This window comes from Aliihoeflea sp. PC F10.4 (assembly GCF_054612275.1).
Genome location: NZ_JBTSWH010000001.1, coordinates 3300585 through 3316861, shown reverse-complemented (window position 1 = coordinate 3316861; position 16277 = coordinate 3300585). Strand labels below are relative to the sequence as shown.

General features: G+C 61.3%; 16 protein-coding genes. 13 read left to right on the top strand and 3 right to left on the bottom strand.

Translation table 11 applies throughout. The features are described 5' to 3' along the window. Positions 1 to 64: 64 nt before the first annotated feature. The 3 genes from ACX82Z_RS16650 to ACX82Z_RS16640 are packed head-to-tail and all read right to left on the bottom strand — an operon-like array spanning position 65 to position 2867. On the bottom strand, positions 65 to 772 hold the full coding sequence (locus tag ACX82Z_RS16650) for a VIT1/CCC1 transporter family protein (RefSeq protein WP_058898338.1): 708 nt from the start codon (positions 770 to 772) through the stop codon (positions 65 to 67). Then, entirely contained in the window at positions 769 to 2214 is a 1446-nt protein-coding gene (locus tag ACX82Z_RS16645) for a sensor histidine kinase (RefSeq protein ID WP_058898339.1), read from the bottom strand. Before ACX82Z_RS16645 ends, ACX82Z_RS16650 begins: the two co-directional genes overlap by 4 nt. Further along, on the bottom strand, positions 2211 to 2867 hold the full coding sequence (locus tag ACX82Z_RS16640) for a response regulator transcription factor (RefSeq protein WP_058898340.1): 657 nt from the start codon (positions 2865 to 2867) through the stop codon (positions 2211 to 2213). The genes ACX82Z_RS16645 and ACX82Z_RS16640 overlap by 4 nt, the downstream gene beginning before the upstream one ends. Before the next feature lie 133 nt (positions 2868 to 3000). On the opposite strand from ACX82Z_RS16640, the gene ACX82Z_RS16635 reads away from it, so the two are divergent. From ACX82Z_RS16635 to ACX82Z_RS16575, 13 genes are all read left to right on the top strand, one after another. Next, entirely contained in the window at positions 3001 to 3468 is a 468-nt protein-coding gene (locus tag ACX82Z_RS16635) for a DUF2271 domain-containing protein (RefSeq protein ID WP_058898341.1), read from the top strand. Positions 3469 to 3479: 11 nt separating this feature from the next. Next, positions 3480 to 5672 carry a PepSY domain-containing protein gene (locus ACX82Z_RS16630; protein ID WP_058898342.1) on the top strand — a complete coding sequence of 731 codons (2193 nt, stop codon included), beginning with the start codon at positions 3480 to 3482 and terminating at the stop codon, positions 5670 to 5672. Continuing rightward, complete coding sequence (locus ACX82Z_RS16625) at positions 5662 to 6654, top strand: FAD:protein FMN transferase (RefSeq protein WP_459911841.1); 993 nt, start codon at positions 5662 to 5664, stop codon at positions 6652 to 6654. The genes ACX82Z_RS16630 and ACX82Z_RS16625 overlap by 11 nt, the downstream gene beginning before the upstream one ends. A 1-nt stretch (position 6655) precedes the next feature. After that, entirely contained in the window at positions 6656 to 6964 is a 309-nt protein-coding gene (locus tag ACX82Z_RS16620; protein ID WP_058898343.1) for a hypothetical protein, read from the top strand. A gap of 596 nt (positions 6965 to 7560) precedes the next feature. Beyond that, positions 7561 to 7854 (top strand): IS66 family insertion sequence element accessory protein TnpB, encoded by a 294-nt coding sequence (gene tnpB / locus ACX82Z_RS16615; protein WP_080600525.1) that lies wholly within the window; start codon positions 7561 to 7563, stop codon positions 7852 to 7854. Between the two features lie 208 nt (positions 7855 to 8062). Further along, positions 8063 to 8872 carry a phosphonate ABC transporter ATP-binding protein gene (gene phnC, locus ACX82Z_RS16610; protein WP_006473175.1) on the top strand — a complete coding sequence of 270 codons (810 nt, stop codon included), beginning with the start codon at positions 8063 to 8065 and terminating at the stop codon, positions 8870 to 8872. After that, entirely contained in the window at positions 8869 to 9717 is an 849-nt protein-coding gene (phnD, locus tag ACX82Z_RS16605; protein WP_003501103.1) for a phosphate/phosphite/phosphonate ABC transporter substrate-binding protein, read from the top strand. Before phnC ends, phnD begins: the two co-directional genes overlap by 4 nt. 70 nt (positions 9718 to 9787) lie before the next feature. Then, complete coding sequence (phnE, locus tag ACX82Z_RS16600) at positions 9788 to 10594, top strand: phosphonate ABC transporter, permease protein PhnE (protein ID WP_006473411.1); 807 nt, start codon at positions 9788 to 9790, stop codon at positions 10592 to 10594. Between the two features lie 13 nt (positions 10595 to 10607). Beyond that, positions 10608 to 11606, top strand: a complete 999-nt coding sequence (locus ACX82Z_RS16595) for a phosphonate dehydrogenase (protein WP_003501101.1) — start codon at positions 10608 to 10610, stop codon at positions 11604 to 11606. Positions 11607 to 11618: 12 nt separating this feature from the next. Next, a complete protein-coding gene (locus ACX82Z_RS16590; protein ID WP_003501100.1) occupies positions 11619 to 12539 on the top strand; it encodes a LysR family transcriptional regulator in 921 nt (306 codons plus the stop codon). A 340-nt stretch (positions 12540 to 12879) separates the two neighbouring features. Then, on the top strand, positions 12880 to 13482 hold the full coding sequence (locus ACX82Z_RS16585; RefSeq protein WP_003501098.1) for a recombinase family protein: 603 nt from the start codon (positions 12880 to 12882) through the stop codon (positions 13480 to 13482). Continuing rightward, positions 13475 to 15127, top strand: a complete 1653-nt coding sequence (locus ACX82Z_RS16580) for an IS481 family transposase (RefSeq protein WP_003501095.1) — start codon at positions 13475 to 13477, stop codon at positions 15125 to 15127. The genes ACX82Z_RS16585 and ACX82Z_RS16580 overlap by 8 nt, the downstream gene beginning before the upstream one ends. Then, positions 15124 to 16104 carry an ExeA family protein gene (locus ACX82Z_RS16575; RefSeq protein ID WP_003501092.1) on the top strand — a complete coding sequence of 327 codons (981 nt, stop codon included), beginning with the start codon at positions 15124 to 15126 and terminating at the stop codon, positions 16102 to 16104. Before ACX82Z_RS16580 ends, ACX82Z_RS16575 begins: the two co-directional genes overlap by 4 nt. Positions 16105 to 16277: the final 173 nt, after the last annotated feature.

The following is a 16277-nucleotide window of genomic DNA, read 5'->3' as shown; positions in this document are numbered from 1 at the left end:
GTGACCAAGGCCAACTTCGTCAACCTCGTCAAACTCTATGGCTCGTTTCACCGACACGGCGACACTAAGCGGTTACGCCGAAAACAAGACCAACGAGCGCGGTAACTGCCATGGCTGCTGCGCCCCAAAATAGGACGCGCAAGGTGGGGCGCAGTTTGGGGGCACCACCAGCCTGGGCGCCCAGCGCGCCGAGGCCCGCCAGACAGATCAGGGTGGTGACAACCACGACCGGAATGGTGGTGCCCGCCGGCGCCAGCACGGCCGCGATCACAGGCAAGGCAGCGGCGACGGTAAAGGTCAGGCCAGAGGCCAATGCCGCCTGCAGCGGATTGGCGCTATGGACTTCGGATAGGCCCAGCTCCTCCCGCACATGTGCGGCCAGGGCGTCCTTCTCGGTCAGCTCTCTTGCGACCAGCGCCGCCGTGGCCGGCGACAGGCCACGCGATTCGTAGATCGAGGCGAGTTCGGCTTCTTCCTCGGCCGGTGTATCGACCAAAGCTTGCTTTTCGCGCGAGATGTCGGCGCGCTCGATATCGGATTGCGAACTGACAGAGACGTACTCGCCTGCCGCCATCGACATGGCCCCCGCGGCAAGCCCGGCCACGCCGGCGATCAGAATGGCACCAGGGCCGGGGTCAGCGGCCGCAACGCCGACGATCAGCGACGACACCGAGACGATACCGTCATTGGCCCCCAGCACAGCGGCACGCAGCCATCCGGAGCGGTTGATAAAATGGACTTCTTCGTGGGCAGACTGGTACGGAAGGGTCATGCTTTCACCTTGAGATCGGCGCCCGTTTCGGCGTCATGGATGGTTTGTCGACTATCGCTTCTGGGCAAAATCATCATGGCCTCAAAGCCATCCATGAAACCCGACGCGGGGGAATTCAGGGACAGCGAGCCGCCGGCCTGCTCGAGAATCGAGCGCGCGATGGATAGGCCCAAGCCGCTGCCTTCGGCCGCTGTATCGCCGCGGGCGAAAGGCTGCCCCAAGCGCGCCAAATCCGCCGCCCCGACCACGCTGCCTTGGTTGGTGATCCGCACGGCGCCGGGCGCGGCGACAATGACTTGGACTGGCTGGCCCGCCGCGCCATGCTTGAGGGCGTTTTCAACCAGATTGCGCAACGCGATGGCAAAGGCATCGGGATCGATGGCCGCAACCAGGCCGCCTACGGCGGCGTCGACATGCACGCGGTGATGCCAGAGCGTGCTGGCGTTGAAATCATGCACGACCATGTTGAGCACCGGCAACAAATTTGCCTGCCGATCAGACCGGGCAAAGCCTGCCTCGACGCGTGCAAGCTGCAGCAGTTTTTCCGACAGCTTAGCGAGCTTCTTCAGTGCGGTCTCGATCTCGACCAGCCGGGTCGCGCCCGGGCCATTGCCCAGTTCGGCAGCAAGCTGCTGAGTCTGTGCCAGCGCGCCCGCGATGGGGGTGCGCAATTCATGGGCGCTGCGAGCCGCAAAGGATCGCTCGGCATCGAGAGCCGACTTGAGCCGCGACATCAAGGCACCGACGGCCTCGGCAATCGGGGCCAGCTCGGCCGGATGGCCTTCCGACAGCAGGGGCTCGAGATTCTTGCTGTCGCGCTTGGCAATATCGCGGCGCAGGGCCTCCAGCGGACGGAGCGCCAGGCGCATGGCCAGCCAGACACCGCCGGCCATCAGCGGCAGGAGGGCTAGCAGAGGCAGCCCCAAGGCTGAGATGGCGTCCATCAGCCCGTTCAGGCGCCGGTCGCTGGTTTCCAGGATGAGGATGGAAAAGCCAGTGCGATCCGTCAGTCCGAAGGTTCGCTGACCATTGAGATCGGCAAACCCGTTCGACACGCCTGTCGGAAGGTCGAGGTCGGTCGCCTGCTGATCGCGCAGCACGATGTCGCCCAGGCTGTCGAACACGACATAGGTAAAGCTCGAATCGTGCGGCACCGGCGGGGCGGACAGGCCGTCGTCGCCAGTGTCGGGACGATCATCGTCGTCGCCCCCCTCATCATCGGCGCCGACAATCAGCCGGCCGCCATCGCCCCGCTCGCGCAGGTCGTGCACGGCCAGCGGCAGCAGACGCTGGGCGCTCTGCTCCAAACTGTCGTCATAGGCTTCGTTGAGCTCATGCTGCATGACGCTGACCGAAATGGCCGCGGCGCCTATCCACAGCAGGGCCATGCCGGTGGTCAGGCCAAGCGCCAGCCGCAGGGCAATCGAGGGGCGCCGCGTCATGCCTTCACCTGGTAGCCCAGACCGCGGATGGTCTGGACGAATTCGCGCCCGAGTTTCTTGCGCAGCCGGCTGACATAGACCTCCACCGCATTGCTCTCTACTTCGGCGCCGAAGGCATAAAGCGAATCCTCGATCTCGGACTTGGTGACGATGCCGCCGCGGCGCGCCAGCAGGCGCTCGAGCACGGCCCATTCGCGGGCCGTTAGACTGGCCTGGGCGCCGTCGACGCTGGCGATGCGCCGGCCCATATCGATGGTCACGCCGGCCGTGGTGATCTCGGGCGTGGGATTGCCGCCGTAGCGACGGGCGACCGCGGCGATGCGGGCACCCATTTCGGCCAGGTCGAATGGCTTGACCAGGTAGTCGTCGGCGCCGGAATTGAGACCCTCGATGCGGATGGCGACCTGATCCTGCGCCGTGGTGATGATGACCGGAACGGCATTACCGGCGGCGCGCAGCTGCCTGAGCAGATCGAGACCACGCCCGTCCGGCAGGTTGAGATCGAGCAGCACCAGCTCATAGGGCACGCTGGCCAGCGCGAGGCGGGCATCGTCGAGCCGCTGCATCCAGTCGACCGCATGGCCGGCAGCGAGCACATGGTCGCGGATGGCGGCGCCCAGCACATGGTCGTCTTCGATCAACAGCACGCGCATGTCTGGGCTCCCCAGGACGGCCTAGCGCGCCAAGCTTACACCAGGCTGAACGAGAAACCTTGTCCGCTTCAGTCTGCTGTCAGCTTGTCATGGTCAAAGCTCCCCAACGAAATGCCGATCAGGAGCCTCGACCATGAAGAAACTCGCCGCCTTATTGATGCTGGCAACGGCGCTCAGCGCCCCCAGCATCGCCATGGCTCGGGATGTCAGCATCCAGACGAGCCTGGTGCAATATTCTGGCCACGCCGCCTATCTGGCCGTCTATCTCACCAATCCCGACGGCAGCTACAATTCCACGCTCTGGGTTTCGGGCCAGAAGACGAAGTATTACGGCGACCTGCGCGGCTGGGCTCGGGCGGTATCGAGCGGCGGATCGCTCAATCTGGACGGCATCACCGGCGCCAGCGTCGGCAGCGGCGAAACGCTGACCGTGCATGCCAATCTCGCTGATACCCTGCTCGATGCCGGCTACCAGATCCGCGTCGACAGCGCGGTCGAAAATGGCGGCCAATATGCCGACGACGCCGTGATCGACCTGACGTCCACGCCCGCGACAGCGAGCGGCACGGGCTATGTCAACACCATCTCCCTTGGTCTCTAGCGAGCAGGTCCATGCGCAGCTTTCACTCCCTGGCGGGCCTGTTCGGCGGCCTGCTCGTCATCTTCATGGCGTCAACCGGCTTCGTGCTCTCGCTGCAGCCGCTCGCCGATGCGGCCACAACGATGGCGGCGGACGGCGGCGTTACCGTCGCGGCGCTGGCTGACCGCGTGGCCGCGGAGCTGCCCGGCGTGGAACGGCTGGTGCGTTCGGCATCGGGCCAGCTGGTCGCCTATACGGCGCAGGATGGGATGCGCAACGCCGTGATTGTCGATCCCCATACGGGTGCGGCGGCCGGCGCCTATGCGCCGTCAGCCTTTTTCAGCTTCATCACCGACCTGCATCGCTCCTTCCTGCTGGGCAATGTCGGCCACGGCGCCGCCGGGGTCGCGGCGCTGGTCATCCTGGCGCTCGCCATCAGCGGCATGCTGCTGCTGGTTGGCAAGATGGGCGGCTGGCGCAAACTCTTTACAGCGTCGCGCGGCACCGGCTCGCAGCGGCTGCATACCGATCTGGCCCGCATCGGCGTTGCCGTGCTGCTGATGACGTCGCTGACCGGCGCCTATATGTCGGCGGTCAATTTTACGCTGCTGCCGGAAAATGCCGGCGCGATGTTCGCCTTTCCGCCGGCCAGCGCCGGCGACACCGTGGCGCCCATTGCCTCGCTGGAGGCGCTCGCCGCCATCCCACTGACTGACCTGCGCGAACTGACCTTCCCGGCGATGGGCGATGCCACGGACGTCTTCACCGTCACCACCCAAGCCGGCCAGGGTTTTGTCGACCAGGGCACCGGCGCCATGCTTTCCTTCACGCCCAATGACGCCTGGCAGCGGGCCTATGAATTTATCTACCTGCTCCATACCGGGCAAGGCGCGCCCATGGTGGCGCTGCTGGTGGGACTTGGCGCGCTGAGCGTGCCGTTGCTGGCCGTGACCGGCACAATCATCTGGTGGATGCGTCGCCGCAACACGCCCCGCGTTCTCGGCAATGTCACCTGGCGCGAGGCCGAAACCGTCATCCTGGTGGGCAGCGAGGGCGGCGGCAGCTGGGGCTTTGCCGCCACGCTGCAGCAAGCCCTGCGGCAACAGGGCCAGCAGGTGCATGTCGCTGCGATGAACGCGCTGCGCCGCAGCTATCCCAAGGCAACCAGCCTGCTGGTGCTCGCAGCCACCTATGGCGACGGCGCGGCGCCGGCCTCGGCCCACCAGTTCCTCGCCCGGCTCGAGCGCTTCGCCGCGACACCCGGCTTTGCCGTACTCGGCTTCGGCGACCAGGGCTTTGCCCAGTTCTGCGGCTTTGCCGCTCAGGTCGATGCCGCGCTGGCGGCCAAGGGCCTGCCCCGCCTGCTGCCCTTCGGCAGTGTCGACCGCCAGTCGGCCGGGCAGTTCGCGGCCTGGGGCAAGAGCCTCGGCGCGCGGCTGGGCCTGCCCCTGGTGCTGAACCACGTTGCGGCGCGTCCAGCCACCAGTCAACTCGTGCTGGTGGAGCGCACCCTCTATGGCATGGAAGTGCAGGCGCCGGTCGCCGTGCTCAGATTTGCGGCGCCGCCGTCGCGTGGCGGCTGGTTCGGCCCCCAGCTGCCGCGTTTCGAGGCTGGTGACCTGGTCGGCATCGTGCCGCCCGGCGCCGACGCCCCGCGCTACTATTCGCTGGCCTCGGCCTCGCGGGACGGCATGCTGGAAATCTGCGTGCGCAAGCAATCGGGCGGGCTGTGCTCGGAATTCCTGCATTCGCTCGTTCCGGGCGAGACCATCGACAGCTTCATCCGCCCCAATCCGGACTTCCGGCCCAAGCAAGGGCGCCGGCCGCTGATCCTGATCGGCGCGGGCGCTGGCGTGGCGCCGCTAGCGGGGTTTGTCCGCCACATCAGCCATGGCCGTCCGGTCCACCTGTTCTTCGGCGGCCGCGATCCGGCATCGGATTTTCTCTATCGCGACGACCTCCAGACCGCGCTGGACGAGGGCCGCCTGACCTCGCTCAACACCCGCTTCTCCCGCGTCATGGGCGGCGGCTATGTGCAGGATCTGGTTATGGACGAAGCCGAGGCGGTGCGCCGCCTGGTCAGCCAGGGCGCGCAGATTATGGTCTGCGGCGGGCGGGACATGGCCAATGGCGTGCGCGGGGCGATCGAGACCTGCCTGGCGCCGCTAGGCCTGAACGTGGATGGCCTCAAGCAGAAGGGACTATACCTTGAAGATGCTTATTGAACGCAGCGAACACTCCCAGCCGGGCCTGATGGCCTTGCCTCTGGAGCGGCAGGTGATCAGTGGTGCCACCATGGGGACGCGATACTCGGCGGTGTTCTACGCCCCGGCGGACGGCCACCGATCCACACTGGCCCGCGATCTGCAGGCGGCAGTCGATGTGGTGGACACCCAGATGTCGACCTGGAAACCCGATTCCGCGCTGATGCAGCTGAACCGAGCGCCGACCCATGTCTGGTGCAAGCTGCCCGAGGCGCTATTTGGGGTGCTGACGGCGGCTCTGGAGATTGGCCGATTGTCGGAAGGTGCCTTCGATATCGCCGTGGGCGACCTCGTCGCCGCCTGGGGCTTCGGCAGCCAGGCCGCCGGCAGCGATCAGACGCTTCTGGACGCCGCAGATCCAGCTCCCCGACGCCCGGCCCATCTCTGCCTCGAGCTCGATCCCGCGCAACAGAGGGTGCGCAAGCTTGCCGCAGTCACGCTGGACCTTTCCGGCATTGCCAAGGGCTTCGGTGTTGACGAACTGGCCCGCGTGCTGGGGGGCCATGGCATTGCCCACTTCCTCGTCTCTATCGATGGCGAATTGCGGGCCGCCGGCGGTAAGCCCGACGGGTCGCCTTGGCGCGTGGCCGTCGAGAAGCCTGAAATCGGGCATCGCGCCGTGGAGGGCGTGCTCGAACTGGGCGAGGGCGCTGTCGCCACGTCCGGCGACTACCGGCACTTCGTCGAGCGCGACGGCATCCGCTATGGCCATACCATGGACCCGCGTCGCGGCGCTGCGCTGGCGGTTGGTCTGGCGGCCGTTACCGTCTTGACCGAGACCTGCATGGCCGCCGACGCCTGGGCAACCGCCATGCTGGTGCTAGGCCCGAGAACCGGCGCCGCACTCGCCGCCCGACACAGCATCGAGGCTCTGTTCATCGACCAGGCCCTCGTCGCGGCATCATCCCCGATCTCAACACCTGAAATCACCAAGGAGAACTAAAATGAACGCATCAAGCATCCGAATTACCGTCGCGATGTGCACCCTGTGCATTGCCCTACCGGCCATGGCAGGTGACGTCAGGGCGCAGCTAACGCCTGATCTCATCTACAGCCACTGCCAAACCGCAGGTGTCGGCAGCCAGACTGAGGGCACTTTCATGCTGCCAGGCGGCCGCGTTACGGGCACGGTGTTGTGCACAGAGGCCGATCTTGCCGCAGCCAACATGATGGCTCCGACACAATATGGCGAAGAGGAAGATGATGACGACGACAACTATCGTCGCCCCGATGGCGACGATGATCGCGACTGAGCTTTCTATGCCGAACTAGGCGACAATGCCGAAGATCGCGCGAATCCCCGCGGTGATCGCCATCGCGAGGGCGCCCACGACAGGACCCGGACGGGTGATCGCCGTCCGGCCGCGCTAATGGCACAGTGCTGTGCACCGAGGCGGATGATTTCATGTCCAACATGGTACTGGCATACCGCGAGGGATAGACCACAAGAACGACCATGGTAAGGACCGCAAAAGACGTCGACGACGTCTGATCCCCTTGCGCGACGGTGCCAGAATTGCATTGGTCCTTGCAGCACCCGCCATCGCCAAGCGTCCTAAGACCCGGCGCAGACGATTAGTCCCAGCTTGGCGCTACCTATGTTACCCGCGCGACGCATCCCGCTAGCTCTCTCGTTGCTCCGGGTCAGCTATGGCAACTGGGTATTCCCTGCCTAGGTGTAGCGGCTTGCCAACATAAGCGCCTCTGCTCGCAAACATCGGCATTTTCTGCTCGAATTATCTGACAATGGAGCGGGCGTCGTGCTCACGCTCTTTGCCAATGTGCTCGCAAACATCCGGGTCTGCTTGCAAACATCCGCCACGTGCTCAGATTAATTGCCAGCGACGGCATGGTCAAACCGGGACGCCTGCCTGTCGTAGTTGCTCGGTCAGCTGACGGGAATATTCGGGATCAAGGGTGCCCGCCAGGAAGGCGCGGATATACGGACATGCGCTGTGGCTTTCCCTCCTTGGCGCTTCGGGTGCAGGAGGTTCTGCAGCATGATCCGTTGTCAGGGCATCTCTTCGTCTTCAGGGGCCGCAGATCGGATATTTTGAAGATCATCTGGCATGATGGTCTGGGCGCCTGCCTTTTTACCCGGCGGCTGGAGAAGGGCCGGTTTATCTGGCCGAATATGGGATAGCATCCGTCAAGGTGGTGTAGAATTGGGACCGGGCCGTCATGATCAGGCGGCTCTGGGTGAAATTTCTCCATCGCAGCTACGCGAGGAGGTAGAGCTGAGTTTAAGTGCTGTCATTGAAGTTTCACGAGCCTGATAAACGGACGTCATATGTCGCCCATAGTGATGCAAATATTCAATCGATGCACCACTAACGATCAGGATTATTGTGATGCTGGCTCTGAACGGAGTTGCCGTGACCTATGCCAACGGCACCCAAGCTTTGAAGACAACGACATTGACGTTCAACCAGGGTCAGTTCGTCGTGCTCCTCGGTAGATCCGGCGCAGGCAAATCTACCCTCATCCGGACACTCAACGGCTTGGTTGCGCCGACGTCTGGTTCGATCACTTCTAACGATATTGGTGCTCTGGATGCGGAAACTAAGCTTCGCATTCACCGAAGGCGAACTGGGATGATATTCCAGCAGCACCAACTCATAGGGCGCTTGAGCGCGCTCGACAACGTCATGACGGGCCGCCTGGGCTACCACTCTGGCTGGCGTACGTTGTTCCCTATGCCGCGTTCGGATCGAAGGCTGGGGTTGGAATGCCTTGAACGCGTAGGCCTTCTTGATAAGGCTCTCGTCAGGGCGGATCAACTATCCGGCGGTCAGCAGCAACGGGTGGGCATTGCGCGCGCGCTGGTCCAGAAGCCCCAACTGGTCCTTGCAGATGAGCCCGTTGCAAGTCTGGACCCTGAAACGGCTGTCGAGGTCCTGTCGCAGCTTCGCGAAATATGCACAGCCGACGGCATCACTGCTGTGATCAGCCTTCATCAGATCGATCTAGCTCGCCGGTTCGGCGACCGGGTCATTGCTATGCGCGACGGGGAAGTGGTTGCGGACGCCGCTGTCGACGAACTGACCGATCAAATGTGTGCGTCGATCTACCGCAGCGCCCCAAGAAATCCGACCACAACACAAGATTTGTCCAACTACGAGTATGATCAACCTTTAGCTGCCATGGAGGCCGCATTATGAAGAAGCTTCTGTCCCTCGCATTCCTCGCCGTTCTTGGCTGGAGTTCGTTGGCGCATGCTGGCTCAAATCCAGAGACATTGCGCGTCGCGTTGCTACCGGACGAGAACGCCGCCACTGTCATCAAAAACAATCGTCCTCTCGAGGAGTATCTTGAGAAGACACTCGGTCGGGAGATTGAACTGATCGTAACGACCGACTACTCGTCAATGATCGAAGCGATGCGTTTCGGCCGGCTTGAGTTGGCTTATTTCGGGCCGCTCTCTTACACGCTCGCGAAAACCAAGGCTGATATCGAGCCTTTCGCAGCACTTATGAAGGATGGCGAAACTACCTATCGCGCTGTAGTTGTCGCCAATGCAGAGGCTGGCATCGAAAGCCTTGAAGATGCAAAAGGGAAAAAGGTCGCGTTTGGGGACGTGGCTTCCACCTCAAGCCACCTTATCCCGAAATCTATGCTGCTTAAGGCCGGAGTTGAGGCTGGAAAAGACTATAGCGAGAACTTCGTAGGGTCGCATGATGCCGTGGCTATTGCAGTGCAGAATGGCAATGCTCAGATTGGCGGACTTTCGTTGCCCATCTACAATTCAATGGTCGCTCGTGGCACCATTGATCCTAAGAAAGTTATCGCCCTCGCCGAGTCCGATCCGTTCCCGCAGTACCCCTGGACCATGCGGTCGGATCTTGACACTTCGTTGAAAGAGGCGATCACCAAAGCCTTCATCGACCTTAAAGACGAAAAGGTATTGGCATCCTTCAAAGCCGATGGGTTCGCTCCGATCGATGACAAAGCCTACGACGTCGTCCGTGAGCTCGGTAAAGTGCTGAACTTGGACCTGAGTCAGTAAGGCGCGTTCGAGACAGTTTCTCACCTTTCGACGCAGGCGCTGGCCTGCGTCCTTTCTTCCAGGATATGTGATGACACAGCCGTCGGCCGACTACGACTCTATCCTTCAACATCAAAACAAAGCTTGGACCAGAGCTGGCGTGATCGCGTTGGCAATTGCGTGTGTGATCATTGTTAGCAGTTATCACTCCGGTCTTCTTGATCTGGAGCGTCTGGGATCTGGGTTTCCTGCGCTCTGGCAGCTCGGTACGGAAATGTTTCCCCCGGATTTCAACCGAGGCTTGGAGTGGATCAGCCCTCTCATCGACACTCTGGCGATGAGTATAGCTGGGACTGCGATCGCGGTACTGATATCACTTCCAGTTGGCTTTTTCGCCTCAGGGAAAACAGCACCCAACGCTGTCATCTATATGATCTCGCGTGGATTGTTGAATGGTCTACGGTCGATCCCGGAGCTGATTATGGGCATCGTCTTCGTGGCGGCAGTGGGATTTGGAGCGCTCCCAGGCGTGCTGGCTCTTGGTCTTCACTCGGTTGGCATGGTGGGCAAGTTCTTTGCGGAGGCGATCGAGCATTGCGATAATGCGCCTATAGAAGCCGCACGCGCAGCTGGTGCGTCGCCGTTCCAGATCGTGACGCGGGCGATCTTGCCACAAGTTCTACCGCAATTGGCCGATGTGACCATCTATCGGTGGGAGTACAACTTCCGCGCCTCGACAATCCTGGGCACTGTGGGAGCTGGTGGTATCGGTTTCGAGTTGATGACATCCCTCCGGATCATGAATTATCAGGAGGTTCTTGCGATCATGCTCGTTGTCCTTCTGATGGTCACCATCGTTGACCAGGTCGGCGCTCTCCTCCGCCGCCAGCTGCAATAGAAGGATAAATTAAATGCTCCCAAAGGTAGTAATCACCCATCGCGTCCACGAGGAGATTATCTCAAAGCTATCTCCCCACGCTCGTTTAGTTTGCAACGATACTGATGATACATGGCCCCGCGAGAAACTGCTCGCAGAATTGAGCGACGCCAAGGCGATGATGGCGTTCATGCCGGACATGATCGACGCGTCTGTACTCGCGCACGCTCCCGATCTTCAACTTGTGGCATGTGCGCTGAAAGGCTTCGATAACTTCGACATCGAAGCCTGCACGCAGCGTGGAGTCCACGTCACGATAGTGTCCGATCTTCTCACTGACCCGACAGCCGAACTTACAATCGGTCTGATGATTGCTCTTGGGCGGCACATTCTGCCAGGCGACAAGAGCGTCAGGAGGGATTACAAAGGTTGGCGCCCTCGGTTTTACGGCCTTGGGCTGCAGGGCACAGCAATCGGCATTTTAGGGATGGGAGCGATCGGAAAAGCTATAGCACAGCGCCTAAGTACCTTCGGCGCCATTGTGTCGTACTGGGATCGTCAATCCCTGGACAAAGCCGATGAGATCAGACTGAACGTAAAGCCTCTTGAATTTGACCAGTTGATCTCGTCGTCTACCTTTCTTGTGTGTGCACTCCCGCTTTCGGCCGAAACGAAGCATCTCCTCGGCGCTGAACAACTCGCCAAAATGCCCAAAGGAGCACTTCTTATTAATCCTGCACGCGGAAGCGTGGTTGATGAAGAGGCTGTTGTCGCTGCATTGCAGGCGGGGCGCTTGGGAGGCTACGCCGCTGATGTTTATGAGATGGAGGACTGGGCCAGACCCGACCGGCCTGACAAGGTCCACGGGGGTCTCCTCAATCGCGAACATGATTCGATCTTGACACCCCACATAGGCTCAGCAGTGGCGAAGTCGCGTTTGGCTATCGAGCACGAGGCTGCTGACAACATTATAGATTTTGTCCAAGGCCGAAGACCTCGTGCGGCAATTAACGAGGTTCAACTAATTCCTTGATTAGAGAAAGTAATGTTTAGCCTTTCGCATGTCGCAGCATTCATAGAGGTAATCGAAACTGGCAGCTTTCACGAGGCGTCGCGACGGCTTCAGATATCCCAACCGACTGTCTCACATAATGTGAAACGATTGGAGGATATACTAGGGGTGCGGCTGGTCGAGAGGAGGAAGGACAAGTGTGTGCCGACTCGGCAAGGGCTCGTATTCTTGCCATTCGCACGCAGCCTTTTGACCGTCACGAAGAGATCTCTGGACCGCCTGCACAGCGGCCGGATTACGTTGGGTGCCAGTACTAACATCGGTACCTATATTTTGCCAGTCCACTTGAAGCGTTTACAGGATGCTCAAGGCCGGCCACCTGAGGTGGCCGTTGCCTCAAATCCTGAAATCATCGAAAAGCTCTTGAGGAAGGAGATTGATCTAGCCTTTACCGAATGGTGGGACGATCGAAAAGGATATCAAGCCCGCCTTTGGCGGAAGGAAAAGCTGGTAATAATCGTATCCCCACAGCATAATTGGAGGACGCGAAAAACAATTGAAGCGGCAGAGTTATTTCAAGAGTCCCTCATTGGCGGAGAACGTGGAACCGGTACCGGATCCGTGCTCCGCGAGGCCTTCGGCCAAGCGGCAGAGCAATTCCCAATCTCATTCAATGTCGGGAGCACTGAGGCTGTGAAGCATGCAGTTCGAGCTGGTCTCGGCATTTCGATCGTGATGAGGAGCACTGTCCTCGATGAGCTCGCGTCGGGTAGGCTTTATGAGGTTTCTGTTGAGAATGTGGTTCTCGAAAAGTCTGTGTGGGCTGTACATCCCGTACATATGGAGGATGGTTCACCGGAAGCAATCGCGCTTAAGGTTATACTCGATGCGAGCGCCCCTCTGGGTGACCTAGAGCACGTCCACATTACTCGGGGTCATATCCGCAAGATTTGAAGTAGTTGGCGCATTCCTGCGGCTCGAACATGGTAACGGCCTGGCCGACCGCATCCTTTGGTATCGCCGCCTCAATTCCCGGAGTATCCCATACAAGGGGGACAAGATCGGGGACCGCCCGATTTTCGATGCGTAAGGTTCCCTGCTCCATGTCGCGAATATTCGGCCGTCAGACACATAGTTGGTTTCCATGGATCGTTTGTCATAAACGAGGGTTTTTGAGCATGCCATAGCGCATGCCGTCACGCCCCTTGAATGGCGCGATGGAATCTTCTCAAAACTGTTATAGAAACGGTTGTCGCAAAATGCTATGTGTCCAACGACTTTCAAGAACATTTGGATGGCTATGCGGGTCGGGTACGCCAGGGTCAGCACGATCGATCAAAATCCGGAGCTTCAGCTTGAGGCGCTGAGACGCGCCGGTTGCGAGAAGGTGTTTACCGAGCGCGGGTCAGGCGCTCGCGATGACCGCCCGGAATTGGGCCGAATTCTCTCCGACGTGCTTCGCACTGGTGACACGCTCGTTGTCTGGAAACTCGATCGGTTGGCGCGATCGCTAAAGAAGCTCATCGCGACGGCGGAAGAGTTGGAGCGCGCGAAGATCGGGCTCGTGTCCTTGACCGAGAGCATTGATACGACGACGCCGGGCGGCATGCTGACCTTCCATGTCTTCGGTGCGATCGCCCAGTTCGAACGTGCTCTGATCCGCGAACGCACGACGGCTGGACTGGTCGAGGCGCGGCAACGTGGCCGCAAGGGTGGCCGCCCGCCCGCGATGCGCCCGGGCGATATTGCCGCGGCGCGCGCCCTGATGAAGGAAGGCAGCATACCGGTACGCAATATTGCGCAGCGCATGGGGGTTTCTGTTGCAACCCTCTATCGTCATATCGGCAAGAAGGGTGGCTCTCCCAAAACAGTGGAATCCGAGGACGTCCATGGCTGAGCGGAGAAAGCGGCCGCCCGGAGAGGCTCTTGTCGATCTTCGACGCCGATTGTCGCTGCTTTCTCCCCGTGATCCAGGCCGTACCGAGATTGTTGCTCGTGCCGCCGATGCCTACGGCATCTCGATCTGGACCCTGTATCGGGCGCTGCGGGAGTTGAACCGCCCGAAATCCGTACGGCGCGCCGATCACGGAACCTCCCGGATCGCCCCGCAGCCGGAGATGGAAACCTATGCCGAAATCATCGCGGCCCTGAAGATCAGAACGGCGAACCGGAAGGGGCGGCATATCTCCACGGCGCGCGCCATCAAGCTGCTTGAGGAAGACGGCGTGGTGACGCCCGATGGCCTGGTCCGTGCACCGCCCGGCATCTTGAAACGCGCAACGGTCGATCGGCTGCTGCGTGTTTCCGGCCTGGATTATGCGCGCGTCACCCGCCCGGTGGCTGCCGTCCGATTCCAGGCGCGGCGTTCCAACGAACTCTGGCACTTCGACATGAGCCCGTCCGACCTGAAGCAGGTGGAAGCGCCGCTTTGGGTCGAGGAAGGGCGCGGCCGGCCGACGCTGATGCTGTTCTCCGTGGTCGATGATCGCTCCGGCGCGAGCTATCAGGAATACCGCTCCGTCTACGGCGAGGACGCGGAGTCCGCCTTGCGCTTTCTCTACAATGCCTTCGCCGCCAAGCCTGAACCGGAACTGCCGCTTCAGGGGATTCCAACGACCATCCATATGGATAACGGGCCGGTGAGCCGCTCGCGCGTTTTCCAGTCCGTCATGGGTAGCCTTGGTGTCCGGGTTCTCACGCATATGCCCCCGTCGGACAGCGAGCGGCGCACGCCGGCGCGAGCGAAAGGCAAGGTCGAGCGGCCGTTTCGCACGATCAAGGAAGTGCACGAGACCCTCTATCATTTCCACAAGCCGAAGGACGAAGAGGAAGCCAACCTTTGGCTCAGGCGCGCCTTGGTCACCTACAATAACGGCGACCATCGCACAGAGTCTCATGCACGCATCGAGGATTGGCTGCGGCATCTTCCTCCTGACGGGGTGCGGGCGATGTGCTCCTGGGAGCGGTTCTGCGCCTTTGCGCGCGAACCGGAACGACGGACGGTTGCTGGAGACGCGACCGTATCGGTCGAAGGCGCATCCTATGAGGTCGAGCCCGAACTTGCCGGCGAAACGGTGACCTTGCTCTGGGGCCTGTTCGATCAGGAACTGTTCGTCGAGCATGAGGGCAAGCGCTTCGGTCCATTCCAACCTTCGCGCGGGGCGGTTCCCCTCTTTCGCTATCGCAAATACCAGAAGAGCAAGCTCGAAGAGCGGCTCGACAAGGTGGTGCGCCTGGCAGACCAACTTGGGCTCCCCCGCGCCGCGGTCACCGGCGGGGATCGTCCATTGCCTTCGCTGCCCCCGACCACGGCTGGGCTGAGTGTACGGCGGACACCGTTTCCGGAACCCGCAATAGAGACCGCTTATCCAAATGGCCTCGCAGCCCGTGGGGCCATCGCCGACCAGCTCGGCCGGCCGATCGGCGCGATGAATGCCGGTGACCGCGCCTTCATCAATGAACTGCTTGGAGAAACACTCGACAAAAAGATGATCGCGGCCCGTATCCGCGAACGCTTCCAGGCGCGAAGAAAGGAAGAATGATGCTCGCTGACGTTCAATCCAGTTACGGCCTCGACCGGCCTTTCCAAGGGGCCGGCAACTTTGAGACCGAGCATCAGCGCACGATCATCCGCGAGGTGTGTGCGGCCGTCCAGACCGGTCGGCTTGTCGTGGTCTCCGGCCTGGTCGGTTCGGGGAAAACCCACCTTTTGCGCCGCATCGAGGCCGAACTCACCAAAGCCGGCAAGGTCGCACTCGCCAAATCGCTGGCGGTCGACAAGCGGCGCACTTCGCTGCCATCGCTCATTGAAGCCCTGTTCTACGACTTGTCTCCCGGCGATCGTGCGCAGGTCAAGATCCCCAAGCAGGCCGAGCGCCGGGAGCGCGACCTGCGCGACATCATGAAAAAAGGCAAACGGCCGATCGTCCTCGTGGTCGACGAGGCCCATGACCTGCACCACAAGACCTTAACCGGCCTGAAGCGACTGATGGAGGTGGTCGCCGACGCCGGCGTGCTCCTTTCCGTACTTCTTGTCGGGCATCCCCGGTTGCGCAATGATCTGCGCCGGCCGCAAATGGAGGAGATTGGCTACCGCACGACCATTTTTGACTACGAGGGGATCGGCTCCGCGCGCCGCGACTATGTTGCCTGGCTGCTTGGCGCCTGTGCGGCCGAAGGCGTAAAGGTTGGCGAACTCCTCGAGGAAGAAGCCATCGACCTCATCGCCGAACGTTTGCGCACGCCGCTTCAGATCGAGATGCATCTCACCCTCGCATTCGAGCAGGGCTTTCGCCTCGGCGCCAAGCCGGTTACCGCCGAAATCGTCGAGCAGGTCCTGTCCCGCGCCATCGACGATCTCGAACCGACGTTGACCCGAAATGGTTACGATGCGACGGCTCTGGTCACGCACCTCAATGCTCGGCCGTCGGATATCCGCGCCTTCCTGGCGGGCACCCTTGATCCCGAATATTCCCGTCAGCTGACCGAGCAACTACGACAGGCAGGCGTCCCGGTTTGACCATGCCGTCGCTGGCAATTAATCTGAGCACGTGGGGGATGTTTGCAAGCAGACCCGGATGTTTGCGAGCACATTGGCAAAGAGCGTGAGCACGACGCCCGCTCCATTGTCAGATAATTCGAGCAGAAAATGCCGATGTTTGCGAGCAGAGGCGCTTATGTTGGCAAGCCGCT

What these genes read in the sequence shown, in the direction of transcription:
- ACX82Z_RS16650 (WP_058898338.1), bottom strand. Translation starts at nt 772, where the DNA reads ATGACCCTTCCGTACCAGTCTGCCCACGAAGAAGTCCATTTTATCAAC.
- ACX82Z_RS16645 (WP_058898339.1), bottom strand. Translation starts at nt 2,214, where the DNA reads ATGACGCGGCGCCCCTCGATTGCCCTGCGGCTGGCGCTTGGCCTGACC.
- ACX82Z_RS16640 (WP_058898340.1), bottom strand. Translation starts at nt 2,867, where the DNA reads ATGCGCGTGCTGTTGATCGAAGACGACCATGTGCTGGGCGCCGCCATC.
- ACX82Z_RS16635 (WP_058898341.1), top strand. Translation starts at nt 3,001, where the DNA reads ATGAAGAAACTCGCCGCCTTATTGATGCTGGCAACGGCGCTCAGCGCC.
- ACX82Z_RS16630 (WP_058898342.1), top strand. Translation starts at nt 3,480, where the DNA reads ATGCGCAGCTTTCACTCCCTGGCGGGCCTGTTCGGCGGCCTGCTCGTC.
- ACX82Z_RS16625 (WP_459911841.1), top strand. Translation starts at nt 5,662, where the DNA reads ATGCTTATTGAACGCAGCGAACACTCCCAGCCGGGCCTGATGGCCTTG.
- ACX82Z_RS16620 (WP_058898343.1), top strand. Translation starts at nt 6,656, where the DNA reads ATGAACGCATCAAGCATCCGAATTACCGTCGCGATGTGCACCCTGTGC.
- tnpB (WP_080600525.1), top strand. Translation starts at nt 7,561, where the DNA reads ATGGTCAAACCGGGACGCCTGCCTGTCGTAGTTGCTCGGTCAGCTGAC.
- phnC (WP_006473175.1), top strand. Translation starts at nt 8,063, where the DNA reads ATGCTGGCTCTGAACGGAGTTGCCGTGACCTATGCCAACGGCACCCAA.
- phnD (WP_003501103.1), top strand. Translation starts at nt 8,869, where the DNA reads ATGAAGAAGCTTCTGTCCCTCGCATTCCTCGCCGTTCTTGGCTGGAGT.
- phnE (WP_006473411.1), top strand. Translation starts at nt 9,788, where the DNA reads ATGACACAGCCGTCGGCCGACTACGACTCTATCCTTCAACATCAAAAC.
- ACX82Z_RS16595 (WP_003501101.1), top strand. Translation starts at nt 10,608, where the DNA reads ATGCTCCCAAAGGTAGTAATCACCCATCGCGTCCACGAGGAGATTATC.
- ACX82Z_RS16590 (WP_003501100.1), top strand. Translation starts at nt 11,619, where the DNA reads ATGTTTAGCCTTTCGCATGTCGCAGCATTCATAGAGGTAATCGAAACT.
- ACX82Z_RS16585 (WP_003501098.1), top strand. Translation starts at nt 12,880, where the DNA reads ATGGCTATGCGGGTCGGGTACGCCAGGGTCAGCACGATCGATCAAAAT.
- ACX82Z_RS16580 (WP_003501095.1), top strand. Translation starts at nt 13,475, where the DNA reads ATGGCTGAGCGGAGAAAGCGGCCGCCCGGAGAGGCTCTTGTCGATCTT.
- ACX82Z_RS16575 (WP_003501092.1), top strand. Translation starts at nt 15,124, where the DNA reads ATGATGCTCGCTGACGTTCAATCCAGTTACGGCCTCGACCGGCCTTTC.